12 protein-coding genes and 1 tRNA gene are annotated in these 16,257 nt (G+C 59.9%); 8 read left to right on the forward strand and 5 right to left on the reverse strand.

The features are described from left to right. Nucleotides 1-78 precede the first annotated feature (78 nt). The 3 genes from ACZ5YV_RS02115 (at nt 79) to ACZ5YV_RS02125 (ending at nt 7,088) form a co-directional block, all read left to right on the forward strand. Nucleotides 79-2,127, forward strand: coding sequence for an autotransporter assembly complex protein TamA (locus ACZ5YV_RS02115; RefSeq protein WP_464788368.1), 2,049 nt, complete (start codon nt 79-81; stop codon nt 2,125-2,127). Then, entirely contained in the window at nt 2,127-6,302 is a 4,176-nt protein-coding gene (locus ACZ5YV_RS02120) for a translocation/assembly module TamB domain-containing protein (protein WP_464788369.1), read from the forward strand. The genes ACZ5YV_RS02115 and ACZ5YV_RS02120 overlap by 1 nt, the downstream gene beginning before the upstream one ends. Nucleotides 6,303-6,434: 132 nt before the next feature. Further along, the gene (locus ACZ5YV_RS02125; protein WP_464788370.1) at nt 6,435-7,088 is read left to right on the forward strand and encodes an outer membrane protein; all 654 of its coding nucleotides are present in this window, start codon (nt 6,435-6,437) and stop codon (nt 7,086-7,088) included. A 48-nt stretch (nt 7,089-7,136) separates the two neighbouring features. Here the strand turns inward: ACZ5YV_RS02125 and pyrF are convergent, their stop codons facing one another. Together pyrF and ACZ5YV_RS02135 are read right to left on the reverse strand one after the other, a co-directional pair. Beyond that, nucleotides 7,137-7,811 (reverse strand): orotidine-5'-phosphate decarboxylase, encoded by a 675-nt coding sequence (pyrF, locus tag ACZ5YV_RS02130; protein WP_464788371.1) that lies wholly within the window; start codon nt 7,809-7,811, stop codon nt 7,137-7,139. Further along, a complete protein-coding gene (locus ACZ5YV_RS02135) occupies nt 7,808-8,140 on the reverse strand; it encodes a hypothetical protein (protein ID WP_464788372.1) in 333 nt (110 codons plus the stop codon). The genes pyrF and ACZ5YV_RS02135 overlap by 4 nt, the downstream gene beginning before the upstream one ends. A 167-nt stretch (nt 8,141-8,307) precedes the next feature. Here ACZ5YV_RS02135 and ku point away from each other — a divergent pair, with 167 nt between their 5' ends. The 3 genes from ku to ACZ5YV_RS02150 are packed head-to-tail and all read left to right on the forward strand — an operon-like array spanning nt 8,308 to nt 11,918. Continuing rightward, a complete protein-coding gene (ku, locus tag ACZ5YV_RS02140) occupies nt 8,308-9,174 on the forward strand; it encodes a non-homologous end joining protein Ku (protein ID WP_464788373.1) in 867 nt (288 codons plus the stop codon). Nucleotides 9,175-9,177: 3 nt separating this feature from the next. After that, nucleotides 9,178-11,673 carry a DNA ligase D gene (ligD, locus tag ACZ5YV_RS02145; protein ID WP_464788374.1) on the forward strand — a complete coding sequence of 832 codons (2,496 nt, stop codon included), beginning with the start codon at nt 9,178-9,180 and terminating at the stop codon, nt 11,671-11,673. 59 nt (nt 11,674-11,732) lie between these two features. Further along, the gene (locus tag ACZ5YV_RS02150; RefSeq protein ID WP_449471522.1) at nt 11,733-11,918 is read left to right on the forward strand and encodes a hypothetical protein; all 186 of its coding nucleotides are present in this window, start codon (nt 11,733-11,735) and stop codon (nt 11,916-11,918) included. A gap of 103 nt (nt 11,919-12,021) precedes the next feature. Here ACZ5YV_RS02150 and ACZ5YV_RS02155 read toward each other — a convergent pair whose 3' ends face one another. Further along, nucleotides 12,022-12,408 carry an EF-hand domain-containing protein gene (locus ACZ5YV_RS02155; protein ID WP_464788375.1) on the reverse strand — a complete coding sequence of 129 codons (387 nt, stop codon included), beginning with the start codon at nt 12,406-12,408 and terminating at the stop codon, nt 12,022-12,024. A gap of 268 nt (nt 12,409-12,676) precedes the next feature. Between ACZ5YV_RS02155 and purB the strand changes: the two genes are divergently transcribed. Further along, a complete protein-coding gene (gene purB / locus ACZ5YV_RS02160) occupies nt 12,677-13,993 on the forward strand; it encodes an adenylosuccinate lyase (protein ID WP_464788376.1) in 1,317 nt (438 codons plus the stop codon). A 583-nt stretch (nt 13,994-14,576) separates the two neighbouring features. Here purB and ACZ5YV_RS02165 read toward each other — a convergent pair. Together ACZ5YV_RS02165 and ACZ5YV_RS02170 are read right to left on the reverse strand one after the other, a co-directional pair. After that, nucleotides 14,577-14,653: transfer RNA gene (locus tag ACZ5YV_RS02165), tRNA-Pro, on the reverse strand. Nucleotides 14,654-14,752: 99 nt separating this feature from the next. Next, the gene (locus ACZ5YV_RS02170) at nt 14,753-15,052 is read right to left on the reverse strand and encodes a JAB domain-containing protein (RefSeq protein ID WP_464788377.1); all 300 of its coding nucleotides are present in this window, start codon (nt 15,050-15,052) and stop codon (nt 14,753-14,755) included. 168 nt (nt 15,053-15,220) lie between these two features. Here ACZ5YV_RS02170 and thyA point away from each other — a divergent pair, with 168 nt between their 5' ends. Next, nucleotides 15,221-16,168 carry a thymidylate synthase gene (thyA, locus tag ACZ5YV_RS02175; RefSeq protein ID WP_464788378.1) on the forward strand — a complete coding sequence of 316 codons (948 nt, stop codon included), beginning with the start codon at nt 15,221-15,223 and terminating at the stop codon, nt 16,166-16,168. The last annotated feature ends 89 nt before the right edge of the window (nt 16,169-16,257 follow it).

Below are 16,257 nucleotides of genomic sequence, written 5' to 3' on the forward strand. Positions count from 1 at the left end.
GGCGTTTCGTCGCTTCTTCCTGCGGAGGATCATCGTACGGGCTGGCGCTTCCTTTCCCAAATGGGCTAGACCGTTGATATGAACACGGGCTTGCGGACTTTTCGCCGCGTATCAGCCATGTCGCAAGCCTCCCGGCTTTTGATCCTGCCTCTGCTTTTGGCGGCTCCCGCCGTGCATGCGCAAATCGTGGCACCGCCTGCGGATGCGGTTGACCAGGATCTTCCCCTGGACCCCATGCCTGACCTGGGCGTGGCATGGCCTGACCTGGGGCAACCCGACGCGGTTGCGTCACTGCCTCCCGATCCGGCGGATACCCCCGACCTTGCTGATGATGCCACAAGCCCCGCGCTTCAGGATTTCGATGTCGATTTGCCTGATGAAGCCGCGGCCTTCGCGGATTCGGGTGAGGAAAAGCGCTATTCCGTTCAGCTCAATGGTTTGGACGGGATAGCGGACACGCAGTTCGACACCCGCTTCAAACAATTGTCCGTGTTGCGGGAGGGGGAAGGGAAGCCCGCAAATCTCGCGCAGATAAACCGACGGATCAAGGAAGATAGCGAACTGCTCGACCGGCTATTGCGCGCGAAGGGCTATTATGCGGCCCGCGTTCGTAGCGCCATTTCCGTTTCGCCGGAGAAGGAAGGCAGGCTGGCCGTGCGGTTCGATATAGTGCCGGGGACGCGTTATCTGCTTTCCTCGGTCGATCTCCAGGGCTTGGCCGAAGCGGGCGAACAGCAGACGAGGCTGCGTGAAGCTTTCCCTCTCCATGCGGGCGATCCCATTGATGCCGACGCGATTCTGGCGGGGCAGGCTTCTCTTTCGCTCGCCATGAGCGAAAATGGCTTCCCCTTCGCACGGGTTGGCGAGCCGGAGGTGCGGATCGACCATGAAGAACGCAAGGGCGATCTGGATATCATCGTGACCCCGGGTGCCTACCGAACCTTTGGATCGGTCATCCTTAAGGACAATAAGCTGTTCAACGCGCGCCATGTGGAGAGCATCGCCCGCTTCGAGCGTGACGATCCTTACAAGGCGTCGGACGTCGAGGATCTGCGAAGCGCGATCGTTGCTACCGGTCTGGTATCGTCGGTCACGCTGACGCCCAAAGACGCCGGTGACGGGAAGCATGTCGATCTGGCGGTCGATGTCCGGCCCGCGCCACTGCGGACCATTGCGGGCGAGCTGGGCTATGGCACCGGCGAAGGTTATCGCGCCGCCGTAAGCTGGCAGCACCGCAACCTGTTTCCGCCAGAAGGCGCTGTCACATTGCGCGGGGTGCTTGGGACGCAGGAACAGACCGCGTCCTTCACCTACCGGCGCAACAATTTCCGGGAGCGTGATCATGTGCTGACGGGATTGGTGTCGATCAGCAATATCAAGCGGGATGCCTATGACGCCCGCACGATCACCCTTTCGGGGGCGCTGGAGCGGCAGACCAACATATTGTTTCAGAAAAAATGGGTCTGGCGCGTTGGGGCGGAACTGATCGCTTCGGATGAAAAGGATGCTTTCAGCGGCGGCAACAGGCGAACCTTCCTGATTGGCGCGGTTCCGCTTAGCCTCACTTATGATGGCAGCGACGATCTTTTGAACCCCAGCCGGGGCTTTCGGCTAGGCGGCCGGTTCAGTCCCGAATTGTCCTTCCAGAACGGGACCTTCGGCTATTCCCGCGTCCAGCTGGACGGTAGCGTTTACCAGCCTGTGAATGAACGGATCGTGCTGGCGGCGCGCGCCCGCTTCGGTACGATCCTGGGGTCCACGGTTGATCAGATCGCGCCGTCGCGGCGCTTCTATGCCGGTGGCGGTGCTTCGGTCAGGGGCTATGGCTATCAGGATATTGGCCCGCGCGACGCGAACAATGATCCGATCGGCGGCAAGAGCCTTGCTGAATTTTCACTGGAAACCCGCGTTCGTTTCGGGAATTTCGGCATCGTGCCATTTGTGGATGCAGGCAATATCTCCACCAGCTTCCTGCCACGTTTTAAAGACATGCGCATCGGCGCGGGCATGGGGCTGCGCTACTATAGCAGCTTCGGCCCGATCCGGATCGACGTCGGCACGCCATTGAACCCGCAGAAGGGTGATCCGCGGGTGGCCGTATATGTCTCTCTCGGGCAGGCCTTCTGATGGCCCAGGATGAGGTACAGCGGCCGCAGCGGCGTCATCGGGCCTGGGATGGGCGATGGCAGCGGTGGATAGTTGGCATGCTTGCCCTTCTTCTGGTCGCAGCGGCGACGGCGCTGGTGTGGCTCGACACTTCTGCCGGGCACCGCTTCCTGGTTGCGCGTGTTGAAAAGATCAGTCCGCCGTCCGGCTTGCGTATCCATGTCGACCGGATCGAAGGCAGCATTTACCGCCGCGCCGTCCTTCATGGCGTGACGCTGTCTGATCCCAAGGGCGCCTTTCTAACGGCTCCGCGCATAGAACTGGATTGGTGGCCGCTGGCCTGGCTTTCAAACCGTCTCGACATTGACCGGCTGAACATTCCCGTGGCGACGCTGCACAAGCTGCCACGCCTTAACCCCGGCAAGCAGAAGGGGCCGATCCTTCCCGGCTTTGACATCCGGTTGATGCAGTTTTCGGTAGGCCGACTGATCATAGCCGAAAATATCAGCGGGCGCGTGCAGCAGGCGACGATTTCCGGTGACGCCGACATACGTGACCGAAGAGCGGTCATCGACCTTTCCGCGCGGGTTCTGGGGCAGGAGGATGCGATCAACCTCGCGCTCGACAGTCGCCCGGATGATGATCGGTTCGACCTGGACGTAACCGTCAATGCGCCCGCTGGCGGCGTCCTGGCGACCATGGCCGGGTTGCGGCAGGACGGCAACCTGCGGATTCGGGGGGAGGGCAGCTGGACACGCTGGGATGGCAGGCTGGCGGGTACGCTGGACAGTGATCCTGCGGTCGACATGGTGCTTGCAGCCCGCAGTGGCATCTATTCCGCGACTGGATCGGTCGAAGCATCGGCCATAGCAGGAAAAGGGCTGGTACAGCGTCTAGCTTCGCCGCGCCTTTCGCTGGAGGCGCACGGGGAGCTGAAGGATCGTGTGCTGGACGGCAAACTGTCCCTGCGATCGGAAGCGATCGCGCTGAGTGCTGATGGTGCCCTCGATCTGCGTAACTCCGCATTTGATAATATGCTGATCGATGTGAAGCTTGCGCGGCCCCAAGCCTTGCTCAAGTCCATGCGGGGCCGCGACGTCACCGCGCGGGTGCGGCTGGATGGTGCCTTCTCCAGCGTTGGCTACGAATATTTGCTGAGAGCCAGACAGCTTGCGTTCGACCGTACGGTGATCAGCGATGTGCGCGCAGAGGGTAAAGGACGCAAGGTCGGCAATGGGCCGTTGCTGATCCCCCTGCATCTGCGTGCGCGGCGGCTGGATGGGCAGGGCGACCTTGTCGAGGGCATCATCCGCAATTTCGTGCTGGATGGCGTGTTGCAGATCAAGGGGCAGCAGCTCCTTACCAATCCCATGCCGATCCGGTCGGACAAGCTGAGCGGCAAGCTGGTCATGCTCGCCGACCTCAGGACGGGTCGTTATGATTTCGGTCTGGATGGACAGATACGCGGCCTTGCCATTCGTGGTCTCGGTATCGTGGATCTCACGTCCAAGCTGCGGGCAGTGCCCGGAAAAAGCGGCGCGTTCAGCCTCAGCGGTACGGCAATGGCGCGCATGCGCCGGTTGGACAATAGTTTCCTGCGGGGCCTGGGCGGTGGCCTCCCGGTGGTGAAGAGCAATCTTTCCCTTGGCGCCGACAAACGCCTGATGTTCACGGGGCTGCGTCTGGAAGCGCCGTTGCTCAGCCTTTCGGCTGATGGGTATCGGCGGCCCGATCGGAGCTTCCATTTTGAAGGCAGCGGCACGCACAAGCGATATGGAGCTTTGCGCCTCACGCTTGACGGCAGGATTGAGCAGCCGACGATTGACCTGCTGCTTCACCGGCCCCTTGATGCATTGGGCGTCGCCGACATGCGCGTGCATCTGGTCCCGGACGACGCCGGGTATCAATTCACAGCTCTAGGTGGATCGACGCTGGGCACCTTCAATGGCGAGGGCCAAATTCTGTTGCCGCGCGGCGCTCAGGCGGTTGGGAGGGTGGCGAAGCTCGCCGTGTCGGGAATAACCGCCAGCGGTGATCTGCGTCCTGTGACGGGCGGCCTTGAAGGGCAGCTGAATGTCGCTGGCCCCGTCAATGGAAGCATCGCCTTTGTCCCCATAAATGACATTCAGCAACTGGTCCTGAAGCTCGACGCTACGGACGCCAGCTTCGATGGACCTACGGCAATCGCGGTACGTCGCGGCAAGCTGGATGCGACGGTTCTGCTCGATCCCACCGGGACGTCGATCAATGCCGTGGCGCAGGCCAGAGGCTTGCGGGTAGGTGGCATCCTGATCGGCAGACTGGCGGCCAATGCCGATCTGACCGGCGGGCGTGGAACGGTGAAGGCCAGCCTTTCGGGCCAGCGCGGCCGTCTTTTTGACTTGCAAGGTGAAGCGCAGGTCGAACCCGACCGCATCCGCATCGCAGCGCGAGGTATGGTGGACAAGCGAGCGATCCGACTGACGCGGCCTGCGCTTTTGGCCCGCAGTGCTGACGGTTGGCGACTGTCCCCGGCGACCATCAGCTATGCCGGCGGCTCCCTAGAATTGGGTGGAGAGCTAAGCGGTCTGACGACGCGCATCGAAGGTCGTGTGCAGAAGCTGCCGCTTTCCCTGCTGGATATTGCTTATGATAATCTGGGCCTGGGCGGCACCGCCACAGGATCGCTCAGCTATGTGCATAGCCGGGGCGGCATGCCCACCGGGAAGGCGGAACTACGCGTGCGCGGCCTGTCGCGTTCTGGATTGTCGCTCAGTTCCCGGCCCGTCGATGCCGGGGTGAACGCAGTTCTGACCAATGACCGGCTTGCGGCGCGCATGCTATTCGCCGCCGATGGCCAGACGATTGGACGGGCGCAGGTCTTGCTGACGCCGCTTGGCACGCAGGGGAACCTGATCGACCGGCTGAACCGGGCGTCTCTATTCGGTCAGCTGCGATTCCGGGGGACTGCGGATACGCTCTGGCGCCTGACCGGGGTGGAGATAATCGACATCTCCGGCCCCGTGAGTGTCTCCGCCGACGCGCGCGGTACGCTTGGCAATCCCGTGATTTCCGGCGCGCTCGCGACTGACACGGCATCAATCAACAGCGCTGTGACCGGTATGCGGCTGCACAATGTGAAGGCGCGTGGACGGTTTTCAGGCGCGCAACTGGTCATGTCGAGTTTCACCGCCAATGCAAAGAATGGCGGAACGGTCAGCGGGACGGGCAGCTTCACCTTCGCCGGAATTGCCGGGGTCGGCATGGACTTGCGTTTGCAGGCGGACGATGCCGCGCTGCTGGACCGCGATGACATAGCCGCTACGGTCACTGGCCCCATCACCTTGCGTTCGGACGGCGTCAACGGAACCATTGGCGGCGACCTGCTGCTCAATCGCAGCCGTTTCACCTTGGGCCGTGCAGCCGCAATCGCCCAGATTCCGGAGCTTCGCGTCACAGAGATCAATCGTAACGGCGAAGAGGTCGAACGGCCCCGCACAAATCGGCCGTGGGCTCTTGCCATCAAGACGCGGGCGCGTAATCGCCTGACGGTCACAGGTTTGGGCCTTGATAGTGAGTGGCGCGCCAATCTGGATATCGGCGGCACCGTGACCAGTCCTGCAATCTCCGGCACGGCAGAGCTCGTTCGTGGAGGTTACACCTTCGCCGGGCGCCGTTTCGAACTGCGTGAGGGTAAGATTCAGTTTGATGGCCGCACGCCAACGAATCCGACGCTCGACATCGATGCGGAAGCCAACGTCAACGACCTGACCGCTATGATCCATGTGGGTGGTACAGGTCTCAGGCCCGACATCAGCTTCACCAGCGTGCCCGCCCTGCCGCAGGACGAACTGCTTTCCCGCATATTGTTCGGAACATCGATAACCAATCTTTCCGCGCCGGAGGCGTTGCAACTCGCCTCGGCCGTCGGATCGCTCCAGGGTGGCGGAGGGCTTGATCCGATCAACGCAGTGCGCAAGGCTGCCGGACTTGACCGGCTGCGCATTATCGCCGCCGATCCTACGCAGGGGCAGGGGACTTCAGTTGCGGCCGGAAAATATCTGACGCGCAAGACCTATGTTGAACTCATAACCGATGGCCAAGGCTATTCCGCGACGCGCATGGAATATCAGGTTACCCGTTGGCTTTCTCTGCTGGCGTCGATTTCCACTCTTGGTCGGGAAAGCGCAAACGTCCGCATATCCAAAGATTACTGACCTTCCCTGCTTTCCTGTTCGTTGCCGAAATACCACAATTTCAGCTGTTTATCTCAGGTTCATGAAACCATTGCCTGCCGTGGGACTTCCACCACTTCCTCCTCAAGGAGGTGAGTGACAATGGAGTATCCTATGCGGAAAATATTGGTCGCAACCCTGCTGGCTGGATCGGCCGTCGCGTCTCCTGCCCTGGCACAGGATGCCGGCGCCACTTTCACAGGTCCAAGGGTCGAAGCTATTTTGGGCTATGATCATACCGGCGCGGGCAGCAGCGTGGACAATGACAATAGCAGAGATGATCAGTCGATTGACGGGCTACTGTATGGCGTAGGCGCGGGCTACGATGTCAATCTCGGCAGCGCTGTCGTAGGTGTCGAGGGCGAATTCACGGATTCGACCGCCAAGAGCAGCAGAAACCCCTTCACCAGCCAGTTCGGTTTCGGCCGTGTCAGCCAGGGCCGTGACCTGTACGTCGGCGCCCGTGCTGGCATACTCGCCAGCCCCAACACCCTTGTCTATGTGAAGGGTGGCTACACCAACACCAAGCTGAACGTGCTTGCAGGCGACACCGACGAAACAACCGATACCTCCTTCAAGCTCGACGGCTGGAGGATCGGTGGCGGCGTTGAACGGGCCTTCAACCAGAATATGTTCGGAAAGCTGGAGTATCGCTACTCAAAATATGACAGCGCGCACATCGACTTCATGAATGGCGCGACGAGCAGCGAATTCGACATCGATACGGATCGTCATCAGGTCGTGGCCAGCGTAGGTTGGCGCTTCTGACGGGACGGGGGGATCGGCTCTGCTGATCCTCCCATCACGTCTTTCCCTCTATAAAGTTGCTTCGATTTCGCGTGCGGCCATGTCGGGGTTTTCCGCGAGGCTGATTGGTCGTCCCACGACAAGGATTGATGCGCCCCGATCCAGTGCTTCCCGAGGTGTGACCGCGCGCTTCTGATCACCCAGGGCGCCGCCTTGCGGCCGGACGCCAGGCACAACGAAAAAGCCGTCCGGCCAGGCACGTTTGGCTAGCGCGACTTCTTCCCCGGAACAGACGATACCGTCCAATCCGGCACTGCGCGCCAGGTCGGCAAGCCGCGTCACCTGATCTTCAGCCTTGCCGCCGACCCCGATATCCACAAGGTCGCCATTATCCAGGCTGGTGAGTACGGTTACCGCGACGACCTTTGTATTGACGCCCGCAGCTGCTTTTGCATCCTCCAACATGGCGCGCCCGCCCGCCGCATGCACGGTGAGGATCGCTGGTTCGAGGCCATGGAGCGCCTGGACGGCCTTTGCGACCGTATTCGGGATATCGTGCAGCTTCAGGTCAAGGAAGATCGGCAGATCGAATTTCATCATTTCCCGCACGCCGTGATGGCCATGTGCGCAAAAGAATTCGAGCCCCAATTTCAACCCGCCTACATGTCCGCGCACGCGCCGGGCCAAATCCTGGGCTTTGGTGAGGTCGGGCGTATCAATGGCGACGTAAATGGGGCTGCTCATGCTGTTCCTGTAGCGGGGAGGGAAGAAGGAATGGAAAGGTCGTCGGCGATGCTGGCAGGCGGTAAGGTGGGAGCAGCCGTGGCGGTTGCCGCTATCAGCGCCCGCTCCGTGCTTTCCAGTTTCCGCTTCATCCGCCAACGCGTGGTGCGGGCCATGATCCAGAAGGGAACGGCGCCCACCAGGAAGGCGATGAGTATGGGGAACCAGATACGCGTCTCCCACACGATGTCGCCCCATATCTTGATTTCGGTAGGCCGGTTGTTCGCCTTGCAGAACAAGGCAATCGCGACGGCCAAGACAACCCAGAAGGCAGTCCGCAGGAATTGCATTCGGCATGTCCTCTAGCTGATAATCGAACCAGCTTAGGCCATTTCGGCGTAGTTCGGAAGCGCCTCGTCAGATTTGCTGGTGTCGGGGGGACAGAAAGTCGCTCCACTGCATGCCGGAACCCTTGTGCCCGCCTGCGCATTTTCCTTGCGGCAAGGAGGTTCAGGACATGGCGGCGCGCGCATATTGGCAGGGGCAAATCAGGTTGGCCCTAGTGTCCATTCCCGTGGAAATCTATGCGGCGACGAAGTCCGGCGCCCAGATAGCCTTCCATCAGATTCACGAGCCAAGCGGCAAGCGCGTCCGCTACGAAAAAACCGTCCCCGGCCTTGGTCCGGTCAAGCCCGAGGACATCGTGAAGGGCTATGAAGTCAGCAAGGGGGACTATGTGCTGCTTCAACCCGAGGAGATTGATGCGGTCAAGCTGGAGAGCAAGAAAACGCTCGAACTCACGCAATTTGTGGACGCTGACGAGATCGACGTCCTCTATTATGAGCGGCCCTATTATGTCGTGCCTGCGGATGACCTTGCCGAAGAAGCCTTCATCGTCCTGCGCGAGGCATTGCGGCGCGCGAAGAAGGTTGGACTGGGCCAACTCGCGATGCGCGGCCGGGAATATATCGTTTCGCTAAAGCCTTGCGGGCGGGGCATGGTGCTGGAGACTCTTCGCTATGCCGATGAGGTCAATCGTGCCCAGTCCTACTTCCGCGAAATTGAGGATGTGAAGCCCGATCCGGAACTGCTCGACCTTGCCGAAGCGCTCATCGAAAAGAAGACCGCGCCTTTTAAACCCGACAGCTTCCACAACCGCTATGTCGATGCGCTTGAGCGGCTGATCGAAAAGAAGAAGAAGGCCAAGGGGCGCCGCATCATCGAGGATGAGGATGAGGCTCCGGTCAAGCGCAGCGGCAATGTGATCGATTTGATGGCGGCGCTAAAGAAATCCGTCGATCCCGGGACGAAAAGCACGCCCGCCAAGAAACCGGCTGCGCGGCGCACCGCCAGCACCAAGGCTACCACGCGCAAGCGGGCCTGACATATGGCCGAAGCCGACCCCCTCAAGGAATATAATCGCAAGCGCGATTTCACTCGAACCAAGGAACCGGCGGGAAAGCGGACGCGCGCCAGCGGCAACAGCTTCATCGTGCAGAAGCATGATGCCACGCGTTTGCACTATGATTTCCGGCTGGAAGTGGACGGCGTGTTGAAAAGTTGGGCGGTGACACGCGGCCCTAGTCTTGACCCCGCCGACAAGCGTCTTGCCGTTCGCACCGAAGATCATCCGCTATCCTATGCGAGCTTTGAAGGCACGATCCCAAAGGGCGAATATGGCGGTGGTACAGTGATGCTGTGGGATGAGGGCACTTGGGAACCGGTCCCCGGGAAAAGTGCAAAGGACCTGGTGAAAGGACATCTTCACTTCATTCTTCACGGCAAGCGGATGAAGGGCGAGTGGCTTCTGATCCGCCTGAAACCCCGGCCCGGCGAAGGGAAGAGGGAGAATTGGCTGCTCCGCAAGATAGATGATGCCTATGCTGGCCCCGCCGAGGATTTGGTCGGGCGGGAACTGACCAGCATCAAGAGTGGCAGGACCATGGGCGAGATTGCCGCCAACGCACCAGCGATCTCGCTAAAGGGCAAGCGCGGAAAGGCTTTCGATGCCGCTATGGACGAAGCGAAGAAGGCGACGCCGGTTCAGCCTTCCCCCAAGCGCCGCCGACAGGAAAAAGCACCACCATTTCACGCGCCGCAGCTCGCGACGCTGGTCGATGCCGTCCCCACGGGCAATGGATGGCTGCACGAGATCAAATATGACGGTTATCGCATCTTGGTCAGTGTTTCCGGCAACCGCGTTCAGCTGTTCACGCGCACCGGTCTCGACTGGACTGACCGCTTCGCGCCGCTGGCGAAGGAAATAGGCGTCATGAACCTTCCGCCCATGCTGATAGATGGAGAAGTCGTCGCACTGGGGGCGGACGGAAATCCGGACTTTTCCACATTGCAGCAGGTGTTGAAGGGAGAAGGCAAGGGTGCCCTCCACCTCTTCGCCTTCGATCTTCTTTCACTCGAAGGGGAGGATCTGACATGGCAGCCCAACATCGCCCGTAAGGAAAAGCTAGCGGCTCTGCTGGGCCAGGGTAGCGCGCATGTGCATTTTTCCGACCATATTCTGGGCGCTGGCGAAAAGCTTTTCCGGACGATGTGCGAGGCCGGGCAGGAAGGGATAATCTGCAAGCGAGCAGATGCTCCTTATCGTGGCACCCGAACGAAGAACTGGCTCAAGGTTAAATGCACCCGTCGGCAGGAATTTGTCATTGTCGGATGGACTCCCAGTTCCGCAAGCGGGCGCGCGATCCGTAACATCCTTCTAGCGCAGAATGATGATCAAGGACTCGTCTACGCGGGCAAGGTCGGCACGGGTTTCAATGCGCGAAACAGTGATCAACTGCTTCGCCAACTGAAGGCACGAGCCCGCCAAGCCCCTGCCTTGAACGTACCACGCAGCGAAACGCGGGGCGCCAAATGGGTGCGCCCTGACTTGGTGGCCGAAATCGCCTTTGCGGAGTTCACCAGCGATAATGTCGTGCGCCACGGCAGCTTCCTTGGGCTTCGCGAGGACAAGAAGGCGGGCGAAGTGGCTCGGGAGAAGGTTATGACTGTGCCTGAACAGGAAAGCGGCGTTCATGTCTCAAACCGCGAACGGCTGATCTTTCCGGAGGCGAAGGTGACTAAGGGGCAGTTGGCCGACTATTATGAAGCGGCCGGGGCGATCATGCTGCCCTGGATAGCGCATCGTCCGATAAGCCTGGTGCGCTGCCCACAGGGACGGGCGAAGAAATGCTTTTTCCAAAAGCATGACAGCGGCAGTTTTGGTGACCATGTGAAGCACGTCCCCATTCGCGAAAAGGACGGCGACGAGCAGGACTATCTTTATGTGGACGACATTGATGGGCTGATCGCTTGCGTTCAAATGGGCACGATTGAATTCCATGGCTGGGGTTCCCGGGTGGAGGATGTCGAAAAGCCCGACCGGCTGATCTTCGACCTCGATCCGGATGAAGGCCTCGACTTTGAGGATGTGAAGAAGGCCGCCCGCGACATTCGCCGCACGCTTGAGGACATCGGCCTCACCAGCTTTCCCATGTTGTCCGGTGGAAAAGGCGTGCATGTGGTTGTCCCGCTTACGCCCGAAGCCGAATGGCCGCAGGTCAAGGATTTCGCCGACCGCTTCGCAAGAGCGCTCGCCGCCGCCGAACCCGATCGTTTCACGGCAACAATGAGTAAGGCCAAGAGGAAGGGCCGGATCTTTATCGACTGGCTGCGCAATCAGCGGGGGGCTACGGCGGTGCTCCCCTATGTCGTCAGGGCGCGTGAAAATGCTCCGGTGGCGGTGCCCGTCAACTGGAACGAACTGGAGGATATTGATCGGCCGGGGGTTTTCACTATCGCGGACGTGGATGCATTGGTCGCCCGCGCGGCATCACGAGAGATGCGGGGATGGGGAGAAGCGCGGCAGACGTTGCCCGATTATTGAACTGATATCTGACAGCTATCTTTTCTCCGGCGCGACCTTGTTGCATAAGCCGATTCACCATGACCAAGTCCGACAAAGATGCGCCCGACGCGGGCGCCCCCGAACAGGCAACAGAAGCAAAGCCCGATCTGGCAACGGCTGCCCGAAAGACAGCGGGCCGAGGCGTATGGATGGGCACCGCAGTCGGCATAGGATCGGCCGCCATCGTTGCAGCGCTTCTGTATACCAATAAAAAACGTGGCTGATCGATTGGTCTAAAAGGGAGGCGGCATGGCCTTCGCTCCACGCCGCCCCATGCTGTGACCCATAGACCGGGTTCTTGTCAGCCTAAATAATAGTGCGAGGCGATTAAGCAGCGCCGCGGCTCAGATAGGTGATGAGTTCGGGCTTGCTTACGGACGTGCTTTTGTCCGCATCGGCGGTCCTGAATGCGCCATCAGCCCAAATTGTGACGTCAGCGGCGGATAGTTTTTCACCGCTGCTTTTCATCTCCTGATCCTTGAGCGCAACCATCCAGCGTGAAAACTCGGCCTTGTCGAGTTGACCGTCTCCATTGGCATCATAGGCCGGGAATTCGCTATCGACGATGGATGCGACGGTATCGGCCGGTGTCGCCGCCGGGCTTTGAGGAGATGTGCTCACACCTGCCTGTGGGCTACCGGGCACAGAACCAACCTGTCCGATAGCCGGAACGGCGGCAGACAGCGCAAATGAAAATATGAGGCCGCGTAACATCACTTTCTCCCTCGGCAGCGGTCGAGTAGGTCAGTTGCTCGATAGCTTGACCCATGAATACATAAGTGACGACCGCGTTTCCTGAATATCCATTCAGGCTCGGCAATTCGCCTGTGAAACTGGCTCGTCCCATCTTTGAACGCTGCGATATTCGGGGTAAAAAGTTACTGGTACAGACGCGCGAACCCAATTGAGGGCGCGATTTGCCCTTGAATGGCTGGACTGCTAGGCGGCGCGCGAACTTTTATCAGCAATCAGGATTCGTTCGATGGTCCCGCGCTACGCCCGCCCGAAAATGACAGCTCTCTGGGAGCCCGAGGCTCGATTTCGCATTTGGTTCGAGATCGAGGCGCACGCCACCGATGCGCTCGGTGAATTGGGCGTGGTGCCCAAATCAGCTGCCAAGGCGCTGTGGGACTGGTGGGCGACCAACCCGACCATAGACGTGCCAGCGATCGACGCCATCGAGGCCGTGACCAAGCATGACGTCATCGCCTTCCTGACCTGGGTTGCTGAGCAGGTCGGCGACGAAGCGCGCTTCATGCATCAGGGCATGACCTCTTCCGATGTGCTGGACACCTGCCTTGCCGTGCAGCTTTCCCGCGCGGCCGACATCCTGATCGAGGATCTGGATCAACTGCTCGACGTCATCAAGCGTCGCGCGTTTGAACATAAATTGACGCCGACGATTGGGCGCAGTCACGGCATTCATGCCGAGCCGGTCACTTTCGGTCTCAAGATGGCCGAGGCCTATGCCGAGTTCAGCCGGTGCCGGACCCGCCTTGTCGCGGCGCGTGAGGAAATTGCGACTTGCGCTGTTTCCGGCGCGGTCGGCACGTTCGCGAATATCGATCCGCGTGTCGAAGAACATGTCGCGGCCAAGTTGGGGCTGGCCGTCGAACCTGTTTCGACCCAGGTCATTCCCCGTGATCGCCACGCGATGTTCTTTGCCACCCTGGGCGTTATTGCAAGCTCGATAGAACGGCTGGCCGTTGAGGTCCGGCATCTGCAACGCACCGAAGTGCTGGAGGCGGAGGAATATTTCTCCCCCGGCCAGAAGGGCAGTTCGGCGATGCCGCACAAGCGCAATCCCGTTCTGACTGAAAATCTGACGGGCCTTGCGCGCATGGTGCGCAGCTATGCGCTGCCCGCGATGGAAAATGTCGCCCTGTGGCATGAGCGCGACATCAGCCATTCGTCGGTTGAACGCTATATCGGTCCTGATGCTACCATCACGCTCGACTTTGCCCTGGGCCGCATGACCGGGGTCATCGACAAGCTGCTCGTCTATCCCGAACGCATGATGAAGAACCTCGACAAGATGGGTGGTCTTGTTCATTCGCAACGGGTGTTGCTGGCGCTGACGCAGGCGGGCGTTTCGCGCGAGGACAGCTATCGCTATGTTCAGCGCAACGCGATGAAGGTCTGGGAATCGGATGGCCAGCTTTCGCTTCTCGAACTGCTGAAGGGCGATCCGGACGTATCCGCAGCTCTTACCGCTGAGCAGATCGAAGAGAAATTCGACCTCGGCTATCACTTCGAGCAGGTGGACACCATCTTCCGCCGAGTGTTTGGAGACGCATGACGGGCGGTCGAAAACTCATATGATAGAAGGGCGCGGAAACGCGCCCTTTTTTCTGTGCTGTCGGGACGCAGCAAAAAACTACGGGCGGTCGGCAGCAGCGCATGTTGCGCGGCTGACGCCTCTATGGCCAATGAGGGTCCATTGGGCCCGGAAGGGTAGGGCTATATCCACTGACCGGGGAATATGACCCGTTCCTGTACCAATATCTAATATCGTCGATGGACGCTGTTCAGCGAACAGCCGCACCAGAAACGGTATAAGGAACTGATTACGAACAGCATCTGAGCGGCAACCATCATCCCAACGAACGGCTTCTGAACAGACTTGCTCTGACTCCAAGGCGACCTGATGCATGTCGTTTAAGTGGCCTAGTGGCGAGCCGAGTGCAACCGTCTGCTTGCGGTTTGAGGGGAGGTGCCTCAGCAAATGGCGCGAAAAAACAAAATTTGAAACCAACCCCCGCCGGTGATTGATCCTATGCACAAGGCGGTTCACCGCAAACTGCATACGTTATCGGTGCTAGTGCTACGTAGCCTTTCAGAGTTTGCGCCTAAATATCTGAAAACAAACAGAAAAAAATAATTGGTCGGGGAGAGAGGATTCGAACCTCCGGCCCCTGCCTCCCGAAGACAGTGCTCTACCAGGCTGAGCTACTCCCCGACCGATAGCGGCATTGCTTGCAACGCCGCTGGGCAGGCGGGGTCTATAGAGGGGGCTTTTCGGGCTGGCAAGCGGCTGAGCGCGCTTTTTTTGACATGGTCAGAGCAGGCCTGCCGCGCGAAAGCTGAACTGGTTCGCGGTGCCCCGGATTATATGATCGGCGAGCTTGACCTCCATGGGCCGGAAGCGGCGAGCGATGGTTCGTGAAAGGCGAATGTCGCTCCAACATGGATAGGGGGAGCGCTGGTCGGGGCGCTGCTGTTCGATTGTCAGCCAGTGGCTGTCGCGCAGCAGCAGTTCCTGCACGATGCAACGCCAATCTTCATTGCCATCCACGCGGTGCACGGGGCGCCAATCATCGTCGAGGAGCAGGATTTGCATGTTTGCCGTGATAGTCATCGCACCAGGATGCAGCCGGGCCGATCAGTGATCACGGCCAACCGTCTCCACTGTGGAGCGGAAGGCGGGCAGAATGATCCGAAGCGAAAGCAAGATTGGCTAGCGGCTGTTCGCTCGGCTAAAGCGGGGCGGCGAGTTTGGAATCGTCCCAGCAGGAAAGAACCCCCGTTGACCAGCACCGTCATCCCGGCCGAAGCGCATTACGAACAGCAATATCTGCACCTGATGCGCCGGATCTGGACGGAGGGGGACGAGCGGATCGACCGGACGGGAGTGGGCACGCGATCTCTGCTGGGCGCGAGCATGCGTTTTTCGCTGGCCGATGATGCGGTGCCGTTGCTGACGACCAAGCGGGTTTACTGGAAAGTCGCGGCGCGGGAGATGCTGTGGTTCCTGACGGGCGACACCAATATCCGCGAGCTTGTGCGCCAGGGCGTGCATATCTGGACCGACTGGCCGCTGCATGCCTATCGCAAGGCAACGGGCGAGGACATCAGCCGGGACGATTTTGAAGCGCGGATCGTCGAGGATGCGGCTTTCGCGGAGCAGTGGGGCGACCTGGGGCCGGTTTATGGGGCGCAGTGGGTGAACTGGCCGCGCTATGAAGCGGTTGGTGACGGGCTCTTCCGGCGGGCGGAAAAGGGGCATAACCAGATTGCGGAACTGGTCGAGGGGATCAGGAACAACCCGGGATCGCGGCGCCTGCTTTTTACGGGGTGGAATGTTGCGGAAGTGGCGCAGATGGCTCTGCCGCCTTGTCATATGACCTATCAGTTTCAGGTGTCGAATGGGCGGCTCAACGGGCTACTGTTCCAGCGCAGTTGTGACCTTGGCCTTGGATTTGCGTTCAACATCTTCGGGTTGTCGATGATTACGCGGATGTTGGCGCAGCAATGCGATCTGGAGCCGGGGGAAGTCGTCTGGCACGGTGGCGACGTGCATCTTTACTTGAATCATGCCGAACTGGTTGAGGAGCAGATCAGCCGGACGCCGGAAGGCGCGCCGAAGCTGAGGATAAAGAGGCGGCCGGAAAGCATTTTCGATTATCGGATCGAGGATTTCGAAGTGGTGGATTATAAGCCGCAGAGTCACATTGCGGCGCCGGTGGCGGTTTGAATTCAAGAAGGAAATAGCGGGAAAACGGAACTCTTGCTTTCGGCGAGCGTTGTAATATAATAATTGCATAAAGCAATAATATTGCAAAT

This window comes from Sphingobium sp. TomTYG46 (genome assembly GCF_055396345.1).

Excerpts from the sequence above, each read along its gene's own strand:
- pyrF (WP_464788371.1), bottom strand. The coding sequence starts at position 7,811 with ATGAGCAGCCCCATTTACGTCGCCATTGATACGCCCGACCTCACCAAA.
- ACZ5YV_RS02170 (WP_464788377.1), bottom strand. The coding sequence starts at position 15,052 with ATGACTATCACGGCAAACATGCAAATCCTGCTCCTCGACGATGATTGG.
- ACZ5YV_RS02150 (WP_449471522.1), top strand. The coding sequence starts at position 11,733 with ATGACCAAGTCCGACAAAGATGCGCCCGACGCGGGCGCCCCCGAACAG.
- ACZ5YV_RS02135 (WP_464788372.1), bottom strand. The coding sequence starts at position 8,140 with ATGCAATTCCTGCGGACTGCCTTCTGGGTTGTCTTGGCCGTCGCGATT.
- ligD (WP_464788374.1), top strand. The coding sequence starts at position 9,178 with ATGGCCGAAGCCGACCCCCTCAAGGAATATAATCGCAAGCGCGATTTC.
- purB (WP_464788376.1), top strand. The coding sequence starts at position 12,677 with ATGGTCCCGCGCTACGCCCGCCCGAAAATGACAGCTCTCTGGGAGCCC.
- ACZ5YV_RS02155 (WP_464788375.1), bottom strand. The coding sequence starts at position 12,408 with ATGTTACGCGGCCTCATATTTTCATTTGCGCTGTCTGCCGCCGTTCCG.
- ACZ5YV_RS02120 (WP_464788369.1), top strand. The coding sequence starts at position 2,127 with ATGGCCCAGGATGAGGTACAGCGGCCGCAGCGGCGTCATCGGGCCTGG.
- ACZ5YV_RS02115 (WP_464788368.1), top strand. The coding sequence starts at position 79 with ATGAACACGGGCTTGCGGACTTTTCGCCGCGTATCAGCCATGTCGCAA.
- ACZ5YV_RS02125 (WP_464788370.1), top strand. The coding sequence starts at position 6,435 with ATGCGGAAAATATTGGTCGCAACCCTGCTGGCTGGATCGGCCGTCGCG.
- ku (WP_464788373.1), top strand. The coding sequence starts at position 8,308 with ATGGCGGCGCGCGCATATTGGCAGGGGCAAATCAGGTTGGCCCTAGTG.